The sequence below is a fragment of the Streptomyces sp. A 4/2 genome (assembly GCF_940670765.1).
In the GTDB taxonomy this organism is placed as follows: domain Bacteria; phylum Actinomycetota; class Actinomycetes; order Streptomycetales; family Streptomycetaceae; genus Streptomyces.
Window position 1 is genome coordinate 23,031 of record NZ_CALNVW010000050.1, and the last position, 21,045, is coordinate 44,075.

Annotated in this window: 19 protein-coding genes; 10 read left to right on the forward strand and 9 right to left on the reverse strand. The window is 71.6% G+C overall.

Translation table 11 applies throughout. The features are described 5' to 3' along the window. Position 1 precedes the first annotated feature (1 nt). The 7 genes from NBY69_RS32890 to NBY69_RS32915 all read left to right on the forward strand — a co-directional run bounded on the left by NBY69_RS32890 (position 2) and on the right by NBY69_RS32915 (position 8,542). Entirely contained in the window at positions 2–1,267 is a 1,266-nt protein-coding gene (locus tag NBY69_RS32890) for a TRAFAC clade GTPase domain-containing protein (protein ID WP_250305622.1), read from the forward strand. Then, positions 1,264–3,771: a GTPase-associated protein 1-related protein gene (locus NBY69_RS32895; RefSeq protein WP_250305623.1), complete on the forward strand. Its 2,508-nt coding sequence runs from the start codon at positions 1,264–1,266 to the stop codon at positions 3,769–3,771. The genes NBY69_RS32890 and NBY69_RS32895 overlap by 4 nt, the downstream gene beginning before the upstream one ends. Next, positions 3,765–5,414, forward strand: coding sequence for a TRAFAC clade GTPase domain-containing protein (locus NBY69_RS32900; protein WP_250305624.1), 1,650 nt, complete (start codon positions 3,765–3,767; stop codon positions 5,412–5,414). Before NBY69_RS32895 ends, NBY69_RS32900 begins: the two co-directional genes overlap by 7 nt. A 20-nt stretch (positions 5,415–5,434) precedes the next feature. Then, the gene (locus NBY69_RS37465; RefSeq protein ID WP_284349978.1) at positions 5,435–5,557 is read left to right on the forward strand and encodes a hypothetical protein; all 123 of its coding nucleotides are present in this window, start codon (positions 5,435–5,437) and stop codon (positions 5,555–5,557) included. Between the two features lie 78 nt (positions 5,558–5,635). Continuing rightward, positions 5,636–6,298, forward strand: coding sequence for a tellurium resistance protein (locus NBY69_RS32905; RefSeq protein WP_250305739.1), 663 nt, complete (start codon positions 5,636–5,638; stop codon positions 6,296–6,298). A gap of 11 nt (positions 6,299–6,309) precedes the next feature. After that, positions 6,310–7,188 carry a protein phosphatase 2C domain-containing protein gene (locus NBY69_RS32910; RefSeq protein ID WP_250305625.1) on the forward strand — a complete coding sequence of 293 codons (879 nt, stop codon included), beginning with the start codon at positions 6,310–6,312 and terminating at the stop codon, positions 7,186–7,188. 10 nt (positions 7,189–7,198) lie between these two features. After that, positions 7,199–8,542, forward strand: a complete 1,344-nt coding sequence (locus NBY69_RS32915; RefSeq protein WP_250305626.1) for a protein kinase domain-containing protein — start codon at positions 7,199–7,201, stop codon at positions 8,540–8,542. Positions 8,543–8,587: 45 nt separating this feature from the next. Here NBY69_RS32915 and NBY69_RS32920 read toward each other — a convergent pair whose 3' ends face one another. From NBY69_RS32920 to NBY69_RS32930, 3 genes are all read right to left on the reverse strand, one after another. Next, the gene (locus NBY69_RS32920; RefSeq protein WP_250305627.1) at positions 8,588–8,917 is read right to left on the reverse strand and encodes a hypothetical protein; all 330 of its coding nucleotides are present in this window, start codon (positions 8,915–8,917) and stop codon (positions 8,588–8,590) included. 62 nt (positions 8,918–8,979) lie between these two features. Next, positions 8,980–10,470: a hypothetical protein gene (locus NBY69_RS32925; RefSeq protein WP_250305628.1), complete on the reverse strand. Its 1,491-nt coding sequence runs from the start codon at positions 10,468–10,470 to the stop codon at positions 8,980–8,982. Positions 10,471–10,614: 144 nt separating this feature from the next. Beyond that, a complete protein-coding gene (locus tag NBY69_RS32930) occupies positions 10,615–11,553 on the reverse strand; it encodes an SDR family oxidoreductase (RefSeq protein ID WP_250305629.1) in 939 nt (312 codons plus the stop codon). Between the two features lie 123 nt (positions 11,554–11,676). Between NBY69_RS32930 and NBY69_RS32935 the strand changes: the two genes are divergently transcribed. Further along, a complete protein-coding gene (locus NBY69_RS32935; protein ID WP_250305630.1) occupies positions 11,677–12,243 on the forward strand; it encodes a TetR family transcriptional regulator in 567 nt (188 codons plus the stop codon). Positions 12,244–12,298: 55 nt separating this feature from the next. Here the strand turns inward: NBY69_RS32935 and NBY69_RS32940 are convergent, their stop codons facing one another. Continuing rightward, on the reverse strand, positions 12,299–12,817 hold the full coding sequence (locus NBY69_RS32940) for a DUF1203 domain-containing protein (RefSeq protein WP_250305631.1): 519 nt from the start codon (positions 12,815–12,817) through the stop codon (positions 12,299–12,301). 393 nt (positions 12,818–13,210) lie between these two features. On the opposite strand from NBY69_RS32940, the gene NBY69_RS32945 reads away from it, so the two are divergent. After that, positions 13,211–15,472 carry a GTPase-associated protein 1-related protein gene (locus tag NBY69_RS32945; protein WP_250305632.1) on the forward strand — a complete coding sequence of 754 codons (2,262 nt, stop codon included), beginning with the start codon at positions 13,211–13,213 and terminating at the stop codon, positions 15,470–15,472. A 147-nt stretch (positions 15,473–15,619) separates the two neighbouring features. On the opposite strand, the gene NBY69_RS32950 is transcribed toward NBY69_RS32945, so the two are convergent. After that, positions 15,620–16,507: a LysR family transcriptional regulator gene (locus NBY69_RS32950; RefSeq protein WP_250305633.1), complete on the reverse strand. Its 888-nt coding sequence runs from the start codon at positions 16,505–16,507 to the stop codon at positions 15,620–15,622. Positions 16,508–16,633: 126 nt separating this feature from the next. On the opposite strand from NBY69_RS32950, the gene NBY69_RS32955 reads away from it, so the two are divergent. Then, positions 16,634–17,530: an NAD(P)H-binding protein gene (locus NBY69_RS32955; RefSeq protein WP_250305740.1), complete on the forward strand. Its 897-nt coding sequence runs from the start codon at positions 16,634–16,636 to the stop codon at positions 17,528–17,530. Positions 17,531–17,766: 236 nt separating this feature from the next. Here the strand turns inward: NBY69_RS32955 and msrB are convergent, their stop codons facing one another. The 4 genes from msrB to NBY69_RS32975 all read right to left on the reverse strand — a co-directional run bounded on the left by msrB (position 17,767) and on the right by NBY69_RS32975 (position 21,002). Continuing rightward, positions 17,767–18,174 carry a peptide-methionine (R)-S-oxide reductase MsrB gene (msrB, locus tag NBY69_RS32960; protein ID WP_250305634.1) on the reverse strand — a complete coding sequence of 136 codons (408 nt, stop codon included), beginning with the start codon at positions 18,172–18,174 and terminating at the stop codon, positions 17,767–17,769. A gap of 10 nt (positions 18,175–18,184) precedes the next feature. Beyond that, on the reverse strand, positions 18,185–19,579 hold the full coding sequence (gene murC, locus NBY69_RS32965) for a UDP-N-acetylmuramate--L-alanine ligase (RefSeq protein WP_250305635.1): 1,395 nt from the start codon (positions 19,577–19,579) through the stop codon (positions 18,185–18,187). A 40-nt stretch (positions 19,580–19,619) separates the two neighbouring features. Next, entirely contained in the window at positions 19,620–20,090 is a 471-nt protein-coding gene (locus NBY69_RS32970) for an indole-3-glycerol phosphate synthase (RefSeq protein WP_250305636.1), read from the reverse strand. A 105-nt stretch (positions 20,091–20,195) separates the two neighbouring features. After that, positions 20,196–21,002 carry a pyrimidine reductase family protein gene (locus NBY69_RS32975; RefSeq protein ID WP_250305637.1) on the reverse strand — a complete coding sequence of 269 codons (807 nt, stop codon included), beginning with the start codon at positions 21,000–21,002 and terminating at the stop codon, positions 20,196–20,198. Between the last annotated feature and the right edge of the window lie 43 nt (positions 21,003–21,045).

Sequence of the window (21,045 nt, forward strand, 5' to 3'; positions counted from 1 at the left end):
CATGACAACCGTCATTTGCCCCTACTGCTTCGAACGCACCACAGCCGCACGGCTGCCGTTCCGCTGTCTGATGACAGCCACCCGGGTGCGCGGCGGTACCCCCTGCGACGCGGAACGCGACGACGTCTGGGCCGAGTTCATGGGCCCGAGCATTCCACCGGCACTGCGGATGCGCGGCCCGGTGTTCCCGCCTCCGCGCACCCTGGGCGGACTCCGCGGCGGCGGTGCGCGGGCCGCCTGCCCCGGCTGCGGGGTGTCCACGCACGTACGGGTCTGCCGCCGCTGCCACAGCGACTTCCCCAGTGACTACTGCGACCAGGACAGCCGCATCATCGCCCTGGTCGGTGCGAAGGCGTCGGGCAAGAGCACCTACGTGTCGGTACTCGTCAATGAGCTGCGCAACCGGGTGGGACGCGCCTACGAAGCGTCGATCGCCGCGATGGGCAGCGACACCCAGCGCCGCGACCGGGAGATGTCGGAGGATCTGTACGACCAGTTGCGGCTGCCCGATGCCACCCGGCCCGCCGCCATGGGCTTCAACGACCCACTGCTCTACCGGCTCAGCCTGCCCCGCCGCAAACGTCTGGGCGACGGCAGCAGGCACACCGCGCTCGTCTTCTTCGACGCCGCCGGTGAGGACCTGAAGAGCGCTGAGGCGATGGACCGCTACACCCACTACCTGGCCGCGGCCGACGGCGTCATTCTGCTCGTCGACCCCCTGCAGCTCGGTTCCGTACGTGACCAGCTGCCACCGGGTGAAGGGCCGCCCCTGCCCTCCGTGGAGACGTCCCCGCAGCAGATCGCCGCCGATCTGGCGGCCCAGCTGCGCGCGCACGGCCGCGGGGGCTCCCGCGGCCGGGTCACCACCCCGATCGCGGTCGCCGTCACCAAGACCGACATGCTTCGGCCGTTGCTCGACCCGCACTCCCCGCTGCTGCGCAACGCCCCGCACAGCGGCGGAATGGTGAGTGAGCAGGAGCGGCTGGCCGTGCATGAGGAGATGCGCTCACTGATGGAGAGCTGGGACTCCGGCGCGCTGACCCGTCAACTGGAGCGTGATTTCGCCGAGTTGTCGCTCTTCGGGCTCTCGGCGCTCGGCGCCCCACCGCCCGCGCACGCCCCGGCCGACGCTCCCAAGTCCGGGCCGCAGCCGCTGCGTATCGAGGACCCGCTGCTGTGGCTGCTCGCCCGGCGCGGTCTGCTTCCCGTTCACAAGCCCGGCAGGGACCACGACTCCGGCAAGTCCGCACGGAAGGCCGACGTATGAGCCTGGCCCAGCTCCACTACACCTCCGCGCCACCGGGGCCCGACGGTTCGGGCTTCCGCTTCACGGCGGTGACACCTGGCCTGCCCCGGTCGGTGCTCAGGGAAGCCGAACAGCTCATCGGCTACGAACCGCCCCGCGACGCCCCGCCGCGGCCCGATGGCACCGAACTCGCGGCGTTTCCGGAGGCGTTCAGCCACAGTTCACTCGCCGACGGAAGCCGGCTGCTGACCCGCACGGTGTACACCGGGTCCGACTACAGCGGGCGGTGGGGCAATTTCCACGCCCACGGCGTGCATCTGCCCGTGGGCGCGGAACTGCCGGGCGGGATTCTGCCCATCGCGGCCTGGCGCTCACCGCAGTGGGCCACCACCACCCCGGTCGGTGCGGTGGCGGAACCACTGGAGGTACGGCCGGTGCCCGGCGGGTTCAGCCGCGACGCGCTGGCCGGATTCGCCGCGTCGCGCGTGCCGTGGCTCGCATCGTTCTTCGCCGGTCTGCGGAGACTGGTCGAGGACGCAGCCGCGCCGCAGATCGTGCTGATCGAGCGGGACAGCGCCGACGTGGCACTGTGGATCGCGCTGTCCGGGGCCGCGCTGCCGCGGGCGAGCGCACACCGGCTGACCTTCACCACGTACACGAGGCGACCGCAGCAGGCCCGGCAGCAGATCATCGGGGTACTGCCGGACGACGGGCAGGGCCTGGCCGGGTACGACCAGCGCTACCGGGTGCTCGACTGCACGGGTCCGGGCCCCGGGGAGCCGACGGGGCGGCAGCCCGCGGTCTCCGAGGACGACGGCTGGGCAGGAATCGCCGCGCAGGTCTGGCTGGGCGGGGCTCCGGGACTGTTCCGGGAGGCGTCGGCGCTGCCCGGCGGGGACTTCGACGCGGGCCGCCTCGCCGTCGTCGCGCTCTGCGCCGGAATCGGCCTCGGCACGGGCGGCCGTACCGCAGCCGCCGACTGGGCGGGCACCCACCCGGACGCGCTGGACGACACGGAGCTTGCCCGGCTCACCGGAGCACTGAGCATGTCCGGGACGGCCCGGCCGCCCGCCGAATCGGCCGCTCTGGCAAGGCTGTTCGCGACGCTCGCGGGCCGCGCCCCGATCACGGTCGCCGCGCCGCTCGGGGGCGTCGTACTGACCGACGCGGTCCGTACGCCCACACCGGGGCTCGTACTTCCGGCGAGTTCGGCGCTCACCGACGACGTCAGGCAGCGCCTCGCCACCGAACTCGGTCCCGAACTGCGGGCGGGGATCACCGACCCGGCGCAGGACGTACCGCGCGCGGTCGAACTGCTGCACATCGCCGGGCTCCTCGGCGTGGACTGCGCGGACCTGCTGGACGGGACGGCGGGGCGGCTATCACACGCGCTCGTCGCCGATCCGGACGGGGCGTACACCGCTGTCGTACGTACCGTGCTGGCGGACCGGTTCGAGTTCCGTGCTGTGCTGCTCGGCAGACTCGAAGCTCTCGCCACGGACGACCCGCCCGCGGCTGCCCGGCTGCTCGCCCGGGTTCCGCTGCCTCTCACCGGGGTGCGGGCCCTCCCCCATCTGCGCATGTGTGCCGAGGCCCACGCGTCCGGAGCGGCCGGGGGCGACCGGGTCGGCGTGCTGCACGCAGTGATCCGGGCCAGTGGGGTCTCCCTGTTCACCGATCCCCTGGTCCTGCGCACCGCCGTCCAACTGGTCTGGGGGGACGGCGCGATGACGCCGGGCGAAGCGCGCCTGCTGCTCGGGGAGACGGGATCCGATCCGTTCCGCACCCCTGGATCCGGCTCGGGCTCCGGGACCTGGTCCGACCTCGTCAGGGCCGCCCTCGAAGCCCCCGGCGACGACCCGGACGCCCCGGACCTCGCACACGACATCCTGCGCTGCTTCCCCGAAGAGCTCGGACCACGGGTGCGGGCAGCCCTCCTGCTCCTCGAATTCGCCCGGGACCTCGAGCGGGGGGACGCGGGCGGCAGATGGGCCGACCGCGCGGTGTCGCTGCGGGCCGTCGCCGAACCGGTCGAACCGGCGGTGCTGGAGCAGGCCTTCGGAGCGGTAGCCAGGCGCCTGCTGTCTCCGGGGCGGCCGGACGGCGAGCTGTACGCGCTGATCGGCGCCGGTGACACCGACCTGATCGCGGCGTACGGGCGGGCTGCGCGGGAAGAGACCGTGCGCGACCGGCTCCGGGTGTCCCCCGCCTATGTGGCCGACTGTTACAGCGCCTGGTCCTCGCGGCCACAGGCGGGCCGGGCCTGGGAAGAGATTTGCAAGTCGCTGCTCGAAAAGGTGCTCCGCCCGGTGGTACGGGCGCTGCCGGAGGCGGACGTGGAATCCGTGGAGAAACATCTGGAGCGGGCAGGGGGCCGCTGGGTGCGGGAGTTCGGCGAGTGGAACCGGCCGGGGGCCTTCGGCCGCATCGGCCGGAAGCTGTCCGGGCGGGGCCGCCGCCCCTCGGCGGAAGGCCCGCGCCCGGGTGACGTGGAACCGCCCCGCAAGGACGGCCGGTCGTGGTGATCCTGGTGAAGCTGGCCCTGGGCTGCACCGCCGGGGTGGCCGTGTTCCTCTGCCTGGGCTACACGTTCTGGATGTTCCTCGGACTCTCCCTGGTGACCGCGGGAAACATGTTCGGCCCCCGGTCGGCGGGAACACCCGATCCTCGCGTCCGGCCCGTCGGCACGGGCGAACCGGCACACCGCGCCTACTGGTCGGACCAGATGTGGCGGGATGCCCGGGACTCGGTGCGTGGTGGGCTGCTCTCGATCCGGTACCGGCTGACCACCGAGTGGCTGCGACGGTCGGTCCCGCGGCTTTTCCGGGGACGGCGGCCCACCACCGGAATCCGCGGGGTGAACAAGTTCACGCGCACGGTGCTGCGGGCCGTCGCACCGGGAACGGCCGCCGGGGCGATCCTTGGCGCGCTGCTCGCGACGCTGGTCACCACCCTGGTCCTGCTGGTGTTCGGGGTGCTGCTCGCCCTGGTGTGGCTGTCCGCGGTGACTGCCGTGGGACTTCTGCGCGCGGTGGAACGGCTCTGGCGGCTCGTCCGGCACATCCGTATGAAGTGCCCGCATCCCGGCTGCTATCTGCCGTTCGGGCTGGCCGTCCACCGCTGTCCGGACTGCGGCGCGGCCCACGGCGAGCTGAGGCCCGGCCGGTACGGGGTGCTGTGGCACGTCTGCGGTTGCGGACGGCGCCTCGCCACCACCTCGCTCGGCGGCCGGGGCAGCTTCGCGGCCCGCTGTCCGTCGTGCGAACAGGAACTTCCGGAGGCGGTGGGCCGTACCCGGGTCGTGCATCTGCCGCTGATCGGCGGGACGTCGTCGGGGAAGACGATGCTGATGGCCGCGATGGTCGCCGGACTGCAGGCCTGGTCGCGGCGCACCCGGCTCACGGTGGAATACGCCTCACCGAGTGACCGCAAGGAGGCCACGGCGCTCAAGCGGCAGGTGGACAGCGCCGGTTGGGCGCTCAAGACGCAGGGCGGTCCGCCCCGCGCCCTCATGCTGTACGTCGGGCACGGCAGGCAGCGGCGTCTGTTGTACCTGTACGACCCGATGGGCGAGTCCCTGCGGGACGCCGGTGTGGTCCGGGAGCAGCAGTACCTGGCGCACGCGGACGGTGTGGTCCTGGTCGCCGACGTCCTCGCGGAACCTCAGGTCCGGCGTGCGCTGCACGGTGACGACGCGAATCTGGCGGCGGGCGCACGCCCAGCCGACCAGGGCCCCATGGACACCTATCAGCGGCTCACCGGGGAACTCTCGGCGCTCACCGGCCGACGCGGACGGCTCCCGGTGGCCACGGTGGTCACCAAACGGGACGTGCTGGACGGCATCGCCGCCCTGCCGGTGCCCGGAACCAGGATCGACGGCTGGCTGGAGGGCATCGGCCTCGGCGCACTGGTCCGGGCGGTGCGCCACGACTTCGGGACCGCCCGCTACTGGGCGGTGAGCGCCCGTGCGGCCACCGGCGCGGGCGCACTCGACCGGGAGCAGCGCCGGGCAGCGGAGCCGGTGTTGTGGGTGCTGGCGCTGTCGGGTCTGCGGGTCGGATCGCTCGTCGCCGAGGACCACTCGGCGGGCCTTCCCGGGCCGCGAGCCGGCACAGCGACCGGGACCGGGACTGGAACTGCGGCCGAAACCGATCAAGTGAAAGGCTGACGGCACACCGTATGGAAGTCGTGACACCACATGTGGCCAGGGGACGGCGGCTCGCACTGGCCCTGTTCGTCACCGCGATCGTCGCCTCCGGAGTCCTGGTCGCGGTGCTCCTCACGTACATGGACCGGGGGCCCGGCAACTGACACGTTTCGGCAGTGCCCCGGAAGAAACAACGAAGACGAAAGGGAGGACATGGAGTGAGTGACATCCCCGGCGGACCGATGGCGAACCGGCCGGTCCACTTCATCTGGCTGCTGGACTGCTCGTATTCCATGATGGGCGAGAAGATCGGCCAGCTCAACTACGCGATCCGGGAGGCCGTCCCGGAGATGCGGTCGGTCGCGAACGACAATCCGGCGGCTCAGCTACTGCTGCGCACGCTCACCTTCTCCACCACCGCCCAGTGGCAGCACAAGGACCCCGTACCGGTCGACGACTTCGTCTGGCAGGACGTGCAGGTGGACGGGATGACCAATCTGGGTGAGGCGCTGCACACGGTGGCGGCCGAGCTCCGGACGCCCCCGATGCCTCAGCGTGCGCTCAAGCCGGTGCTGGCGCTGGTCTCGGACGGGGTGCCCACCGACGACTGGAAGGCAGGGCTGAAGGCCATCGACGAGACACCGTGGGGCCGGAAGGCCGTACGGGTGGCCATCGCCATCGGCACGGACGCCGACCGGAGCGTGCTGCAGGAATTCCTCGGCAACCCGGAGCTCCAGCCGCTGGACGCCAACAGTCCCAAGCAGCTGGCCGCGGCGATCCGCTGGGCCTCGACGGCCGCCGTCAAGGCCGCGTCCCAACCTGTCGTGGGCTCCGCGGAGAACAAGGTCACGCAGCCGCCCTACGCCCCGCCGGTGCTGGACGACGACGATGACGACGTGTGGTGAGCGGGTCACCCGTGGAGGATCCACGCCTCCGAACGCCTCAGCTGCCGCCCTGGACCACGCTCACCGGCACGGTCCAGGGCGTCAACAAGCCGCGCAACCAGGACTTCCACCACGCCGCGGGGTGCGGCACGGCGGACGAGCCGCTGATCCTCGCGGTCGCGGACGGGCACGGCTCGGCAGCGCACGCACGGAGCAACCTGGGTGCGCGGTACGCGGTGGACATGTTCGCCGACCAGGCACGGCAGTTCGGCGAGCTGGCGGGCGCCGGGGGCGCGGACGGGCCGCCGAGCCTGGCCTGGTTGATGAACTACGCCCAGCACACCCTCCCCCGGCGGCTCATCAGTGCCTGGCGGGAGAAGGCGCTCGGCAACTGGACACGCCTCCAGGAGACGGCGGAGCGGACCGACCCGGCAGCCACCCCCGAGCAGAAGCTGGTGCTGTACGGCACCACGCTCATCGGCGCCGTGCTGACTCCGCAGTTGTTCGCCGCCTGGCAGCTCGGTGACGGCGAACTGACCCTGGTGGAGGACGACGGCCGGGCGGAATCACCGCTGGCCCCTGCCGAGGCCGAACTCGGCGACGAGACGGAGTCGTTGTGCAGCCGCGACGCCTGGCGTCTGGTGCGGATGTACTGGGCGCCGGTCACCGAACCGTCGCGGATGCCCCGGCTCATCGCGCTGTCCACCGACGGCCTGTCCAAGAGCTTCGCGTCGGACCGGGGCTTCGCCCAGTTCATCGAGGGTCTGGACCAGCGGCTGATCGACGAGGGCACCGACGGCGTACGGAGTGTGCTGCCCGAATGGCTCGCGAAGGCGGCACAGTTCTCCGGGGACGACACCACCCTGGCCGCCGCGTGGCGGCCCGCACAGCCCCCCGCAGCAGACGGATAACGGAGAGATCATGACGGGCATGCTCGACAACGACACCCTCCTCGCCTCGGACAGCGGAGAGGAGGTGCGAGTCACCGGCATGCTCGGAGCCGGTGGCCAGGGCGAGGTCTACCGGGTGCAGACCCCCGGCGGTGACAAGGCACTCAAGTGGTACTACCCGGCGTGCGCGACACCCGAGCAACGGGCCATCGTGCAGCAACTGGTGGCCCGCGATTTCAACGACGACCGCTTCCTGTGGCCCACGGCGTACGTAGAGGGCGCGAACAGCGCGTTCGGCTACCTCATGGACGTCCGCCCTGACCGGTTCAAGGGCCTGCCCGCCCTGTTCAAGCGGCAGTTGCGCACCACGCCCCGCGCACTGCTGACCGCCTGCCTCTACACGGTCGAGGCCTATCAGGCGCTGCACTCCCGGGGCATCGCCTACCGGGACATCTCGTGGGGCAACATCTTCTTCGACCCGGACACCGGTGACGTCCGGGTGTGCGACAACGACAACGCGGTGGTGGAGGGGGACAGCAGCGGCATCTCCGGGACCATGGAGTTCATGGCGCCGGAACTGGTACGGGGGGACTCCGGCGCGACACCCGGCACCCAGAGCGACCTGCACTCGCTCTCCGTGCTGCTGTTCATGCTCCTGATGAACCATCATCCGCTGAAGGGCCGGAAGGAGCTGGCCATCCACTGCCTCGACGAGGCGGCCGAGCAGAGGCTGTACGGCAAGGAGCCGCTGTTCGTCTTCGACCCGGACGACGTCACGAACGCACCCGACCCCGTCGAGCAGAGCACCGTCCTGGCCACCTGGGCCGTGGCCCCGGCGTCACTGCAGGGTCTGTTCACGAAGAACTTCACGACCGGGCTGCGTGATCCGGCGGCCCGGGTAAGGGAATCGGAGTGGCGCGACGCCCTGCGGGCCGCACTCGACTCGGTGGTCGACTGTGCCCACTGCGGCCGTCAGAACATGACCGAGCCCGCACAGAGCACTGCTGGTGCGTGCTGGTCCTGCGGCAGCGCGCTGATCCTGCCGCCCCGGCTGGTGCTCACCACTCCCCCGCCGCGCGCGGAGCGGCACATCCTGCTGCACCGCACGTCCCGGGTGCACGCCCACCATCTGGTGCCGGAGCCCACCCGGCACGACTACAGCGACACCACTCTGGTGGCCGAGCTGACCGAACACCCGAAGAAGCCGGGCAGGTTCGGGCTGGCGAACCGTTCGGACACGGTGTGGACCGGCACCCGCTCCGACGGCACGGCCCAGGAGATCGCCCCTGGCCAGACGGTGCCGCTCCGCTCGGGCCTTGAACTGGTCCTCGGCGAAGGAACGAGCGGAGCCAGGGGCGTCGTACGGGCGAAATGAGCCGGGCGGGCGACTCCGAGCCGGTTCGGGGCGGTTCGGGGCAGCTCACATTCCGACGAACCGCCCCAGCTCCCGCACGAGTTCGAGTCCCCCGCTACCCGTCGCAAGCCCGAGCGAGATGGTCTCCAGCGCCTGCCGGATCCGCCCATGGTCTGCGACGGGGCTCCCCTGCCCGGCCCGCGCCAGCTCACCGCGTACTACTTCCGCCTCCGCGGCCAGGGCGGGACGGCCCTCGGCCCGCAACTGCTGTACGAGCTGGGTCGCGAGCCGCATCGCTTCGGCCGGGCTCATCCCGTGCTGGTGGATCTCGATCTTCCCGCCGTCACCGAAGTTACTGGGCCCGGAGATGTCACCCTTGAAATTGAACGTACTCATCGGTCCTCCTGATCGTCGCATGCATGAGTGGCTCCGGCAGTTCGGGTCTGCCCACCGTCAGTTCAGGGCTGTCCACCGGCGGGCCCGGAGGCTCCGGGCTGCTGAGCCCCCGGTCCGTACGCCGCGATCTGGCCGTTGTTTCCGAAGTTGCTCGGGCCGGTCACGTCCCCGGAGAAGTTGTAGGTCTGCGTGCTGATGACCTGCTGAGCCCGGTCGAACGAACTCGTATCGACATGATGATCCTTCAGGAAGCGCTCCGTCGCGGTCAGTACGCCCTGCTGGAGCCGGTACAGGAAGTCCTGCGAGTCGGTGCGGTCCGAGTGGCCCAACTCCGCGGCGGACGAGACACGTTCGCGCAGACTGTCGACCGCGCCGTAGTCGTAGGCCGCGTGCCGTTTACTGATCTCCTTCCGCCACTTCTCCAGTTCGCGCACCCGGCGGTTCTGCTCCGAGCCCCGGCGGTGGTTACGGCCCAGCGCGCCACGCAGAGCGGGCCAGGTCTGTCCGGTCGCGAATCGCGTCAGGCTCCACCACCGCTCGAAGCCGTCGATCGGCAGCCGGTCCACCCGGTGGAATCTGCTGCTGACGGGCGGGATCGCGTACGCCGCGACCTCCCAGGACAGGCTGGGGTGGTGCAACCGGGCCCGCAGATGCATCGACACGATCACCCGTCCGCCCTCGCCGACCCGCTCCAGGCTGAGATAGGTGCGCATCCCGGCGCCGGGGTTAACAAGACCGGCCTGCACCAGCTGCTTGGGAATCTGCGCGCAGGGGCGGCCCAGCGGATCGGGCAGCAACTCCTTGCCGACGAGGGGGACATGGGTGCCGTGCACATAGAGCCTGTTCTGTGCCCGCAGCCCTTCGAGCCCGGCGATGTTCGCCATCTCCTTGGCCACATAGGTGTGCAGGTCGACGGCGTCGAAGGGCTTGACGGCCGGACTGCCAACACCGGAGGCGGCGGCAGGGCGGCTGATGTCCATGGGCTGCCAGACCACCTCTTTGATCTTCGCCCCGCTGCCGACGAACGGATTGGTCCGCTCGGCACTCGCCGTGTACGGCACCACGTTGGCCCGCTTCATCTCCAGCAGTCGGCGCTCCACCTCCGGTGGTGCGGGCGGTACCAGATCCTCGGACCTGGTACCGGTCCGGTAGACCGCGAGCGCGACAGCGCGCGCCTCGCTCTCCGCCTGGTGAACGAGCCACCACGCGGCGGCGAACACGGCGAGCATCCCGCCGCCGCCGATCGCCACGGCCCCGGACGGTCCGGCAACGAGCCCGTACAGCAGGAGAATCACTGCCGCGCACAACCCGGCGAAGAGCCAGGCCAGTCGGCGGTCCCGCACATCGCCGCGCCTGGCCGCAACGGTGGCGTGCCGCACCAGCGCCACCAGGTTGATACCGAGCGGCAACCCGGCGGCTGTCATCCCGTCCGCGGTGAATTCGTCATGCACCTGCCGGGCGAACTGCTCGTCCAGATGCGCCGCCGCACATAGCCGGCGCGTCACCGCGTCCGTCCGGTACTTCGGCAACACAGGCAGCTGCCGACTCCCCATACGTCCTCCCCCGACGTCAGGGGCCGCGTCCGGTTCGCGCGCCCCACTCGCTCCACGGTCAGGGTACTTTCCGACGTCCCCGGACCGCACGGCAACCACGGCGACGGCCGCAGGGCGTGCGTGCCGGTCGGTCCTCCCTCCTGGTCAGACCGTTCCGTCGGACGGGGCACGGAAGTAGTGCCCCTTGTCGAGGTCCTCAAGGAGCCCCGGTCCGGTCGGCTGCCAGCCGAGCAACTCGCGGGTCAGCACGCTCGATGCCGGGCCGTCCAGGCCCAGGAAGCCGCCCAGCCAGGTGAAGTGCTCGCCGGCGTCCTCGGCCGGGACGGACGCCACGGGGAGATCGAGACGGCGCCCGATGACTTCGGCGACAGCGCGGATCGGAACCCCCTCCTCGGCGACCGCGTGCAGCGTCGATCCCGCGGGGGCCTTCTCCAGGGCCAGCCGGACGAGGTGGGCGGCGTCCAACCGGTGCACGGCGGGCCAGCGGTTGGCGCCGTCGCCGACGTACCCCGAGACACCCTTGCCACGGGCGGTGCCGACCAGGGCCGCCATGAAGCCGTGGTCCCCGTCACCGTGCACCGTCGGGGGAAACCGCACCACCGATGAGCGGACGTTCCGGGAAGCGAGGGCGACCGTCGTCAGCGCGTTGGCCAGCCGGACCCGCGCACCCTCGAACGGCACCGGCCAGTCGGAGCGCTGCCCGTCCCGCTCGGTCGCGACCTGGCCCGGCGCGAGGCCGAGCGTCCCCGAGGCGATGACGAACGGCCGGTCGGTACCCGCGAGCGCCTCGCCGAAGGTATCGATGGCGCGGCGATCAGCATCGGCGGCGCCCTGGAAGTCCCCCGTGAAAGCGATGTCGTGTTTGAACGCGAGGTGGATCACGCCGTCCGACGCGGCAGCCGCACTCCGCAGGCCGTCGAGATCGTCCAGAGAGCCGCGCACCACCTCCACCCCGGCCGCGTTGAGGGCAGCGGCCGAGGCGTCCGAGCGGGCGAGACCGACCACTTGATGACCTGCACCGATGAGCTCCGGCACGACAGCGGACCCGATCCAGCCGGACGCACCGGTCATGAATACGCGCATGGGGAACCTCCCGGGTGAGTCGGTGGCCCGCGCCACGGCAAGCGCGGCGGGTGCCACCGATGTCAGCAACTGTCATCAACCTACATCTGATGCCAGTCACTGTCATCACATAGGATGAACGACATGAGTCGATGGGAGCCGAACGCACGCGGCCGACTGGAACAGGCCGCGCTGGAGCTGTACAGCGAGCGCGGCTTCGAACAGGCCACCGTGACCGAGATCGCCAAGCGGGCCGGGCTCACGGAGCGCACGTTCTTCCGGCACTTCGCCGACAAGCGCGAGGTCCTGTTCGGAGGCTCGTCGTCCCTCCAGGAGCTCTTCGTGACCACCCTCACCGACGCGCCCGCTTCCGCGGCGCCGATCGACGCGGTGGCCACGGCCCTGCACGCCGCCGCGGCCGTCTTCGAGGAGCGCCGCGAACACTCCCGGCAGCGCCAGAAGATCATCACCGCCAACGCGGAACTACGGGAACGCGAACTGATCAAGCTCGCCTCGCTGGCCGGGGCGCTGGCCGGCACATTGCGCCGGCGCGGCGTCGCGGAACCGGCCGCGAGTCTGGCTGCCGAGGCGGGGATAGCCGTCTTCAAGGTCGCGTTCGAGCAGTGGATCAGCGACACCGAACAGCGGACCATGTCCCAGCTCATCGGCGAGTCGCTCGACGAGCTGAAGGCCGTGACCGCAGGAGGGTAGCCGTCAACTCCGGCCCGGGGAATGCCCGTTCAGGAGCGGGGATCGCCGGAACGGATCACGGCCGCCGCACCTCGAACTGGAAGCAGCCGTACTCCAGGGCCCGCACATGCACCAGCGCCACCTCCGGCTCCGCGAACGCCTCCCCGAAGGCCCGGTCGAACCCGGCCTCCATCTGCTCGGGTATCTCGAAGAAGCGGCCTCCGACGATGTGCCCCGCGGCGTTGTAACGGCGAATGGTGCGCAGCGCCCCCACCCGCGCGAAGGGATAGCCCCCGGCCCCTCGCGGCCCTCCGCACGCCTCGGCGTGGATGAAGACCGGCCCCACCTCGTCGTACGCTCCGGGCCCGGCCCCGGTCGCTGCCGCCCAGCGGCGCAACGGTGCGTACGAGACGAGCGCGACCCGCTCGCCGGGCTCGACGGCCCGCAGACAACAGCGCAGTGGACTCCCCACGCAGTCGGGGGAATCACCGCCCGCACCTGCGGTGTACGGCCGCATCGGCCGCCCGGAGTCATCGGTGTCGCGGAGTTCCTCAAGCGTGGCGGACGGGATGGGAAGTGCCGGGTACGTGGTCATGCGCCCAGTCTCGGCGGGCCTCCCCCGGTCCGCTGGCGGACTTCGGACACGGCGGTCGGCAGTCGCGGCGTGGCAACGGGTCCTCTCCGGGCACCGCCGGGCGGATCCGCCCAGGGCACTTTCGTCCTCCACCGGCCGGGAGTTGTACCGTAACCGGCACCGTCGAACGCGACATCGCGACCGCTGCCCGTCCACCATCTCCCCCTGAGAGGCGTCCTCTCCGGCAGCCGGACCATCGGCGTACCCCCTCGAAGAACCCGCCCCGCGACCCTGGTGATGCGCTGACATGACAACCGCTGTGTGCCGCTCCTGCCCCGAACGCGCCCCGGCCGCCCCCGAGTCCGGCAATCCCGTACGGCCCGGGTCCGGCAAGCCCGCCCGGAAGGCCGACGCATGAACCTGGCACAGTTCCACTGCACCCCGGCGCCCCCAGGAGCCGACGGACCGGGGCTCCGCTTCACGGCGATATCGCCCGGCGTGCCCCGGACGGTCCTCGATGAGGCCGAGCAGCTCATCGGATACGAACCGCCTCGCAGCGCCCCGCCCCGGCCCTCCGCATCCGAACTCGCCGCGTTTCCCGCAGTGTTCAGTCACAGTTCACTCGCGGACGGCGGCCGGTTGCTGGCCCGGACGGTCTGTACGGGAGCCGACCCCAGCGGGCGGAGCGACTTCCACGCGCACTGCGTGCATCTGCCCCTGGACACAGAACTGCCCGGCGGTGTACTGCCCATCGCCACCTGGCGCTCGCCCCAGTGGGCGGCGGTCACTCCGGACGGCGGGGTGCCCCGGCCGCTGGAGACGCTGTCGGCGCCGTGGCAGTTCGACCGGGACGAGCTGGCGGATTTCGCCGCCGTGCGCGCCCCGTGGCTCGCCGTGTTCTTCGACGCTCTGCGGAGAACGGACGAGGAAGAGGCCGCCGCACGGATCGTGCTCGTCGAGCGGGACAGCTCCAATGTGGCCCGCTGGATCGCACTGGCCTGCGCCGTTCTGCCGGATGCGAGCGCGCACCGGCTGACCTTCACCACCTATACGAGGCAACCTCGGCAGGCCGGGCAGCAGATCATCGGGGTGCTGCCGGACGACGTGCAGGCCCTCGCCGGGCACGAGGAGCGCTACCGGGTGATCGACTGCACCGTTCCGGGCCCCGGCGAGCCGGCGGGGCAGCGGCCACCGGACTCTGTCGCCACGGAGTCCGGTCGTCCGGACCGCTGGGCCGAGCTGGCTGCCGAGATCTGGCTGAGCCGGGCCCCGGAGCTGTTCGCGGCGGCTCCGTCCCTGCCCGGCGGGCACTTCGACGCGGGCCGCCTCGCCGTCGCCGCGCTCCGCTCCGGGACCGCTCTCGGCCCCAGCGGCCGTACGGCAGCCGCCGACTGGGTCGTCGACCACCCGGACGCACTCACCGAGAGCCTTCGGCAACGACTCGCCACCGAGCTCGCTCCCGAACTGCGCGCCGGGATCGCCGACTCCGCGCAGGACGTACCACGCGCGGTCGAACTGCTGCGTATCGCCGACGTCCTGGGCGTGGACTGCACGGATCTGCTGGCCGAGGTGGCGGGCCGGCAGGCCCGTGCGCTGATCGCCGATCCGGACGGGGCGTACACCCCCGGCGTGCGTACCGTGCTGGAGGACCGGTTCGAGTTCCGTGCCGCGCTGCTCGGCGAGCTGGACGCTCTCGCGGCGGCGGATCCGCCCGCGGCCGTCCGGCTGCTCGCCCGGATTCCGTTGCTGTTCACGGGGGTTCAGGCGCTGCCGCATCTGCGCATGTGCGCCGCAGCGCCCTCCTCCGAAGCGGTCGGGAGCGACCGCGTCGCCGCGCTGCACACGGTGGTCCGGGCCGGTGGGGTCTCCCTGTTCGCCGATCCCCCGGTCCTGCGCACCGCCGTACGGCTGGTGTGGGGAAGCGCCGCGATGACGGCGGGCGAAGCGCGCCTGCTGCTCGGGCAGAACGGATCGGACCCCTTCCGCGCTTCCGGGGCCTGGGCCGATGTCGTGCGGGCCGCGCTCGAAGCCCCCGGCGAGGATCCGGCCGCGCCGGACCTCGCGCACGACGTGCTGCGCTCCTTCCCCGAAGACCTCGAACCGCGGGTCCGCGCGGCCCTGTTGCTCCTCGAATTCGCCGGGGGCCTCCGGGACGGGACGGTCGGCAGCGGATGGGCCGGCCGCGCGGTGTCCCTGCGGTCCGCCGCGGAACCCGTCGAACCGACCGTGCTGGACCATGCCTTCGGCGCGGTCGCCAGGAGACTGCTGTCCCCGGACCGGCCGGACGGCGAGCTGTACGCGTTGATCGACAGCGGCGATCCGGACCTCGTCGCGGCATACGGCCGGGCCGCGCGGCAGGAGGCCGTACGCGACCGGCTCCGGGCGGTCCCCGCGTACGTGGCCGACTGTTTCAGCGCCTGGTCCGCACGGCCGAAGGCAAGCCCGGCCTGGGACGAGACGCGTACGTCGCTGCTCGACAAGGTGCTCCGCCCGGTCGTACGAGCGCTGCCCGACGCGGACATCACCTCCGTGGAAGGACACCTGGAGCGCGAAGGAGGCCGCTGGACCCGGGAGTTCCGCGAGTGGAACCGGCCGGGGGCGCTCAGCCGCATCGGCCGGCGCCTGTCCGGCCGGGGCCGCCGCCCCTCCCCGGACGACCCCGGCCGGTCTTCCTGACGGCGTACGGACCGACGCCTCGACGCGGCAGGTCGAGCTCGGCCCGGACGCCCGGACGGTCTTTCCCGGTACGCGGTCGAGCGCTTCCCACCGGTCGGCGGGCGCCCCGACCGGTACCGGAGTGGCGCAGGGGCGCAGTGGCGCTCGTCAGCCGACGGTCGAGCCGTCCGTGGCCCGCGAAACGGGGACCTGGCCCGCTTGCCGGTCCCCCGCGGTGTCGGCCACGGACGCGGCAGCGCGGACGAGTGCCGCCGTGGCCGTCGAACGGGACTGCTGCGGCCAGGCGATGACGAGGACTGCGGGCGGTGCGTCCGGGACCGGCCGGTAGACGACACCCGGGCGCGGGTAGCGGGCGGCGACGGAGGCGGGCAGCAAGGGCGTGGGACCGCCCAGCCCGACGAGGGTGAGCAGTTGGGCGAGGTCGCGACCCACGACGCGGGTCTCTTCGAGGACCGGGTGCAGACCGTCGGGGCGCAGGCCGAGGTCGGCGAGGGTCAGGCTGTCCCGGGCGACGAGCGGGTGGGCGGCGGCGAGGGCGGCGACGCGCGGTTCGGTGGCCAGCGCTTCACTGTCCAGGCCTGTCCGGTCGAACGGCTCGTGGACAAGGGCCGCATCGGCCTCGCCCCGGCGCAGCAGTTGCGGCTGTTCGTGCTGGCCGCACAGCCGGACGGTAACCGGTACGGCCGCCGGCTCGGACGCGTAGCGCGCCAGGATCGGCCCCAGCAGCCCCGCGTCCCCGTCGGCCTTGACGGCCAGGACCAGCTTCGGTTCCGGGGCAGCCGCCCGCTGGACCCGCCGCCCGGCGGCCTGCAGGGCATCCAGGGCGATCCCCGCCTCCGCGAGGAGCACCGTTCCCGCCGGGGTCAGCGCCACTCTGTGGGTGGTCCGCTCGAAGAGCGTGACACCCAGCTCCTTCTCCAGCTGGCGGATCGCGCGGGACAGGGGCGGCGAGGAGATGCCGAGGCGCTCGGCGGCGCGGGTGAAGTTGAGCTCCTCGGCGACGGCGACGAAGTAGCGCAGCGGGCGGGATTCCACGCTCTCTCCCTGTTCGGTATTGCCCTGAGGGTAACAAGTGGGAGCGGATCGGTCCTTCAGTTCGGTCGCACCAGGCGACAGGCTCGACGACATCCAGTCGAAGCATCTCCCTTGGAGTCGTTCATGATGATCGTCGTCACCACCCCGACCGGCCAGATCGGCGCGCAGGTCCTCGACCGGCTTCTCGACGTACAGGGCCCGGACGGCACGACGGAGATCCGGGTGATCGCCCGCGACCCTGCCCGCCTCTCCGTGCGGGCGCGCGAGTGCGTCGAGGTCGTGCGGGGGTCGCACGCGGACCCCGCCGTTCTGCAGGAGGCATGCGCGGGCGCCGACCGGCTGTTCTGGCTGGTGCCCCCGGCGCCCCGGGCCGACAGCGTCGAGGGCCACTTCCACGGCTTCACCGAGCCGCTGTGCGAGGTGATCGGGCGCCAGGGTGTCGAGCGGGTCGTCGGCGTCTCGACCCTGGGCCGCGGAGTGGCGAAGCACGCCGGGCAGGTATCGGCGTCGCTCGCCATGGACGAGGCGATCACGGCCACGGGTGTGCACTACCGGGCGCTGTGTCCGCCGTTCCTGATGGAGAATCTGCTGCGTCAGGCCGCGTCGATCCGTGACGCCGGTGTGTTCTCCCTGGCGGGGAAGGGTGACCGCGTTCTGCGCACCTGCGCCACCCGCGACATCGCCGCCACGGCGGTCCGGCTGCTGCTCGACGGCTCCTGGACCGGGCAGGGAGACGTCCCGCTGGTCGGACCCGACGACCTGTCGCCCGAGGGCATGGCACGGGTCGTCTCCGAGGTGCTGGACCGTCCGGTGCGCTTCCAGGAGATCAGCAGCGCGGACCAGAGGGCGGCGGCCCTGCGTTTCGGGGCGAGCGAGGCCTGGGCGCAGGGAATGGCCGACATGGTGGAAGCCCTGAGCGACCAGGGCTTCTACGGCGCCGTCGAGCCGAGCACCCCCGCCTCCGCACCCACCGGCCTCCGCCAGTGGTGCGTGGACGTCCTCAGGCCGGCCCTCCTGGCCTGAGGAGTGCCACGAAGCGCGATCAGTCCGCGTCGCGGCATGCACCGGACAGGCCGACACGTCCGTACCGGCCCGCTCCGCATGCTCTTTGATCCGCTCGGCCTGCCCCTGTCCAAGGCTGATACTGATCCGCGTCTTCGCCATGCCCACAAGCGTATGACCGGTATCACGGCTCGCCGGGCGAGGCCTGCCGTCCCCGTGAAGGGGCCGGCAGGGTCACCGTTCCGAATCGGGCGGCGTCAGCCCGCGTCCGGCGTCAGCCGCAGGGAGATCGAGTTGATGCAGTACCGCTGGTCGGTCGGTGTCGCGTACCCCTCGCCCTCGAAGACGTGACCGAGGTGCGAGCCGCACCTGGCGCAGCGGACCTCGACCCGTCGCATGCCGAGCGAGTGGTCCTCGATCAGTTCGACCGCGTCCGAGTCCTTCGGGTCGTAGAAGGACGGCCAGCCGCAGTGCGACTCGAACTTGGTGTCCGAGCGGAACAGTTCGGCGTTGCACGCCCGGCAGGAGTAGACGCCGGTCGTCTTCGTGTCCGTGTACTCACCGACGAAGGCGGGCTCCGTACCGGCCTTGCGCAGCACCGCGTACTCCGCGTCGGTCAGCTCCGCCCGCCACTGCTCGTCCGGCTTCTCGACGTCGTACGACATGGGGGCTCCCTCAGCTCGACAGGTGGTCAAGGATCTGCGGGCCGAGGTCCGTGACGTCGCCCGCTCCCATGGTGAGAACGAGATCGCCCGGCTTGGCCATTCCCGCGACGATCTCGGGGATCTGCGTCTTGTCGTGGGCGGCGGCGACATCGGCACCGGCCACCCGCGCCGCGTCGATGATCAGCGTGCTGGTGATGCCCGGAATCGGCTCTTCGCGGGCCGGGTAGATGTCGAGGACCACCGAGGCGTCGGCCAGGGCCAGGGCCTGGCCCATCTCCTTGCCCAGTTCCTGGGTGCGGGAGAACAGGTGGGGCTGGAAGACGACGAGGATCCGGGCGTCGCCGACCGCGCCGCGCATCGCTTCGAGGTCGGCGGTCATCTCGGTCGGGTGGTGCGCGTACGAGTCGACGACCTGGACGCCCGCGGCTTCGCCCTTGAGCTGGAGGCGGCGCTTGACCCCGGTGTACTTGCCGAGGGCGGAGGCCAGGTTGTGCGCCGGGATGCCGAGGGCGACACCGGCCGCCAGGGCGGCGACCGCGTTGAGGGCGTAGTGACGGCCGGGGACGGAGACGGTGAAGGTGAGGTACTTGCCGTTGAGGACGACCGTGACCTCGCTGGTCAGGCCGCGCGGGGTGATCTTGTGGACGCGTACGTCGGCCGACGCGGACTCGCCGTAGGTGACGACCTTCAGCGTGGACAGGTCACGGACCCGGGAGGTCAGCTCGACCGCGCCGGGCTGGTCGGCGCAGATCACCAGGGTGCCGCCGGGGACGATCTTGCCGACGAAGGTCTCGAAGGAGTCGTAGATCTCCTCCATCGAGGCGTAGTTGGCGTGGTGGTCCAGCTCGACGTTGAGGACGACGGCGACCTCGGGGGCGTACTTCTGGAAACTGCGGTCGCTCTCGTCGGCCTCGGCGACGAAGATCTCGCCCGTGCCGTGCCGCGCGTTGGTGCCGGGTCCGGCCAGGTCGCCGCCGATCGCGTACGCGGGGTCGAGGGCCAGCTCGGTCAGGGCGACGGCGAGCATCGAGGTCGTGGTGGTCTTGCCGTGCGTACCCGCGACGGCGATGGAGCGCAGCCCCCGCATCAGCGAGGCGAGCGCGTCGGAGCGGTGAACGACGGGGATGGACAGCTCGGCCGCCCGGACCAGCTCCGGGTTGTCCTCGCGGATGGCGCTGGAGACGACGACGCAGGTGGCGTCGTCCGCCAGATGCGTGGCCGCGTGGCCGATGTGCACCGTCACGCCCAGCGCGCGCAGCGCCTCGGCGGTCGGGGACTCCCGGGAGTCGCTGCCCGCGACCTCGGATCCACGCTGGGCGAGGATCTTCGCGATGCCCGACATCCCGGCGCCGCCGATGCCGATGAAGTGCGGTCGGTCCATGGCGGCAGGGCTGTCGGGTGCCATACGGGTGTCTCCCAAGCTGTACGTGATAGGGGGTACCAGCCTATTCGCTGTGCGCGAAGAGTTTGAGCACCGGTACGCCGACCTTGTGACGGGCCCGTGAGGCCCAGTCCCGGTGGAAGAACTCCTCCACGTAGTGCGGCTCCGTGAGCACGATCACCTCGTCGGCCGACTTCTCCTCGACCACGGAGGTCAGCAGGTCCAGCGGGTGGCTCTCGACGACCTGCCCGTCCGCCTCGCAGCCCTTGTCCCGCAGGCCTGCCAGGGACTGCTTGAGTGCTGCCTCCGCCAGGACCTTCGCGTCCACGCCCTCGGGCACCTCTCCCTCGCGCCCCGCCTCGTCCAGCTCGCCCATCGCCACGTCGTCGAGGGCGCGGAGCAGGACATCGGCCTGGTCACCGCGGGGCTGCATCAGTACGAAGAAGGCGACGGTCTCGTCCCCGTGCAGCGTGGTGACGAACTCCATGTCTTCGGACGACAGCGGCTTCTCGATCATCAATACGCTCGTGAACACCAAAGGAGCCCTTCTGCTGAAACCATCCTTCCCCGCGTTCGCACGGGGTCTGCGATCTAAGTCTGCCCAAAGAAGAGAAAGCGGAACGGCAGATTCCGCAGATTGTCAGATCCGAAGGTAACGGGCAAAAAGGAAACCGGCCTCTTCCAGGAGCGAAGCCAGTGCGAACCGTTCCGGCACCGCGAGCCCCGGACCGCCCGCGATCCGCTGGGCATCACCCGAGGTGAGCATCGGGGAGAGCGTCAGACACAGCTCGTCCAGCACTCCGGCCGCCACGAACTGGCCGAGCATCCGTGGCCCGCCCTCGGTCAGCAGCCGCCGGAAGCCCAGCGCGGCCAGTTCCCGCACCGCCCTGGCCGGGTCCACCGCGCTCGCGTCCCCGGCGATCACGACCTCCGCCCCGGCCCGCCGCGCCGCCCCGACGCGGTCCGCGGGAGCCCCCGCGCCGGTGATCACCAGGGTCGGTACCAGCGGAGCGGTGAACAGCGGGAGCGAGAAGTCCAGGTCCAGGCTCGCGCTCACCACGGCGATCGCGGGCGCGGGGCCCTGCCCGGCCGCCGCCCGCCGCTCGGCGAAGGCCTCCCGTGCGCGGGCCGGGCGGTAGCCCTCCAGACGTACCGTTTCCGCACCCACCACGACCACGTCGGCCAGCGCCCGCAGGGTGCCGAAGATCCGCATGTCCGTCTGGTTGGAGATCGCCTGGGAACGTCCCTCGTGCTGGGCCGCCCCGTCGAGCGAGGAGACCATGTTGGCGCGCAGCCAAGGCGCGTCCCCGGCGGCCGGCGGGGGGTACGCATAGGCCTCGGCCAGTTCGTCCAGGCTCCACTCGTGCGCGGCGGCCGTGCCGGACTGCGGGCCGGGGACGGGAGCGGGGACGGGTGTCGGGTCGGTCACAGGGAGCAGACGTCGCATGTCAGGAGTGTGGCACGGCGCTGACGACCTCCCCCCGGGGTAG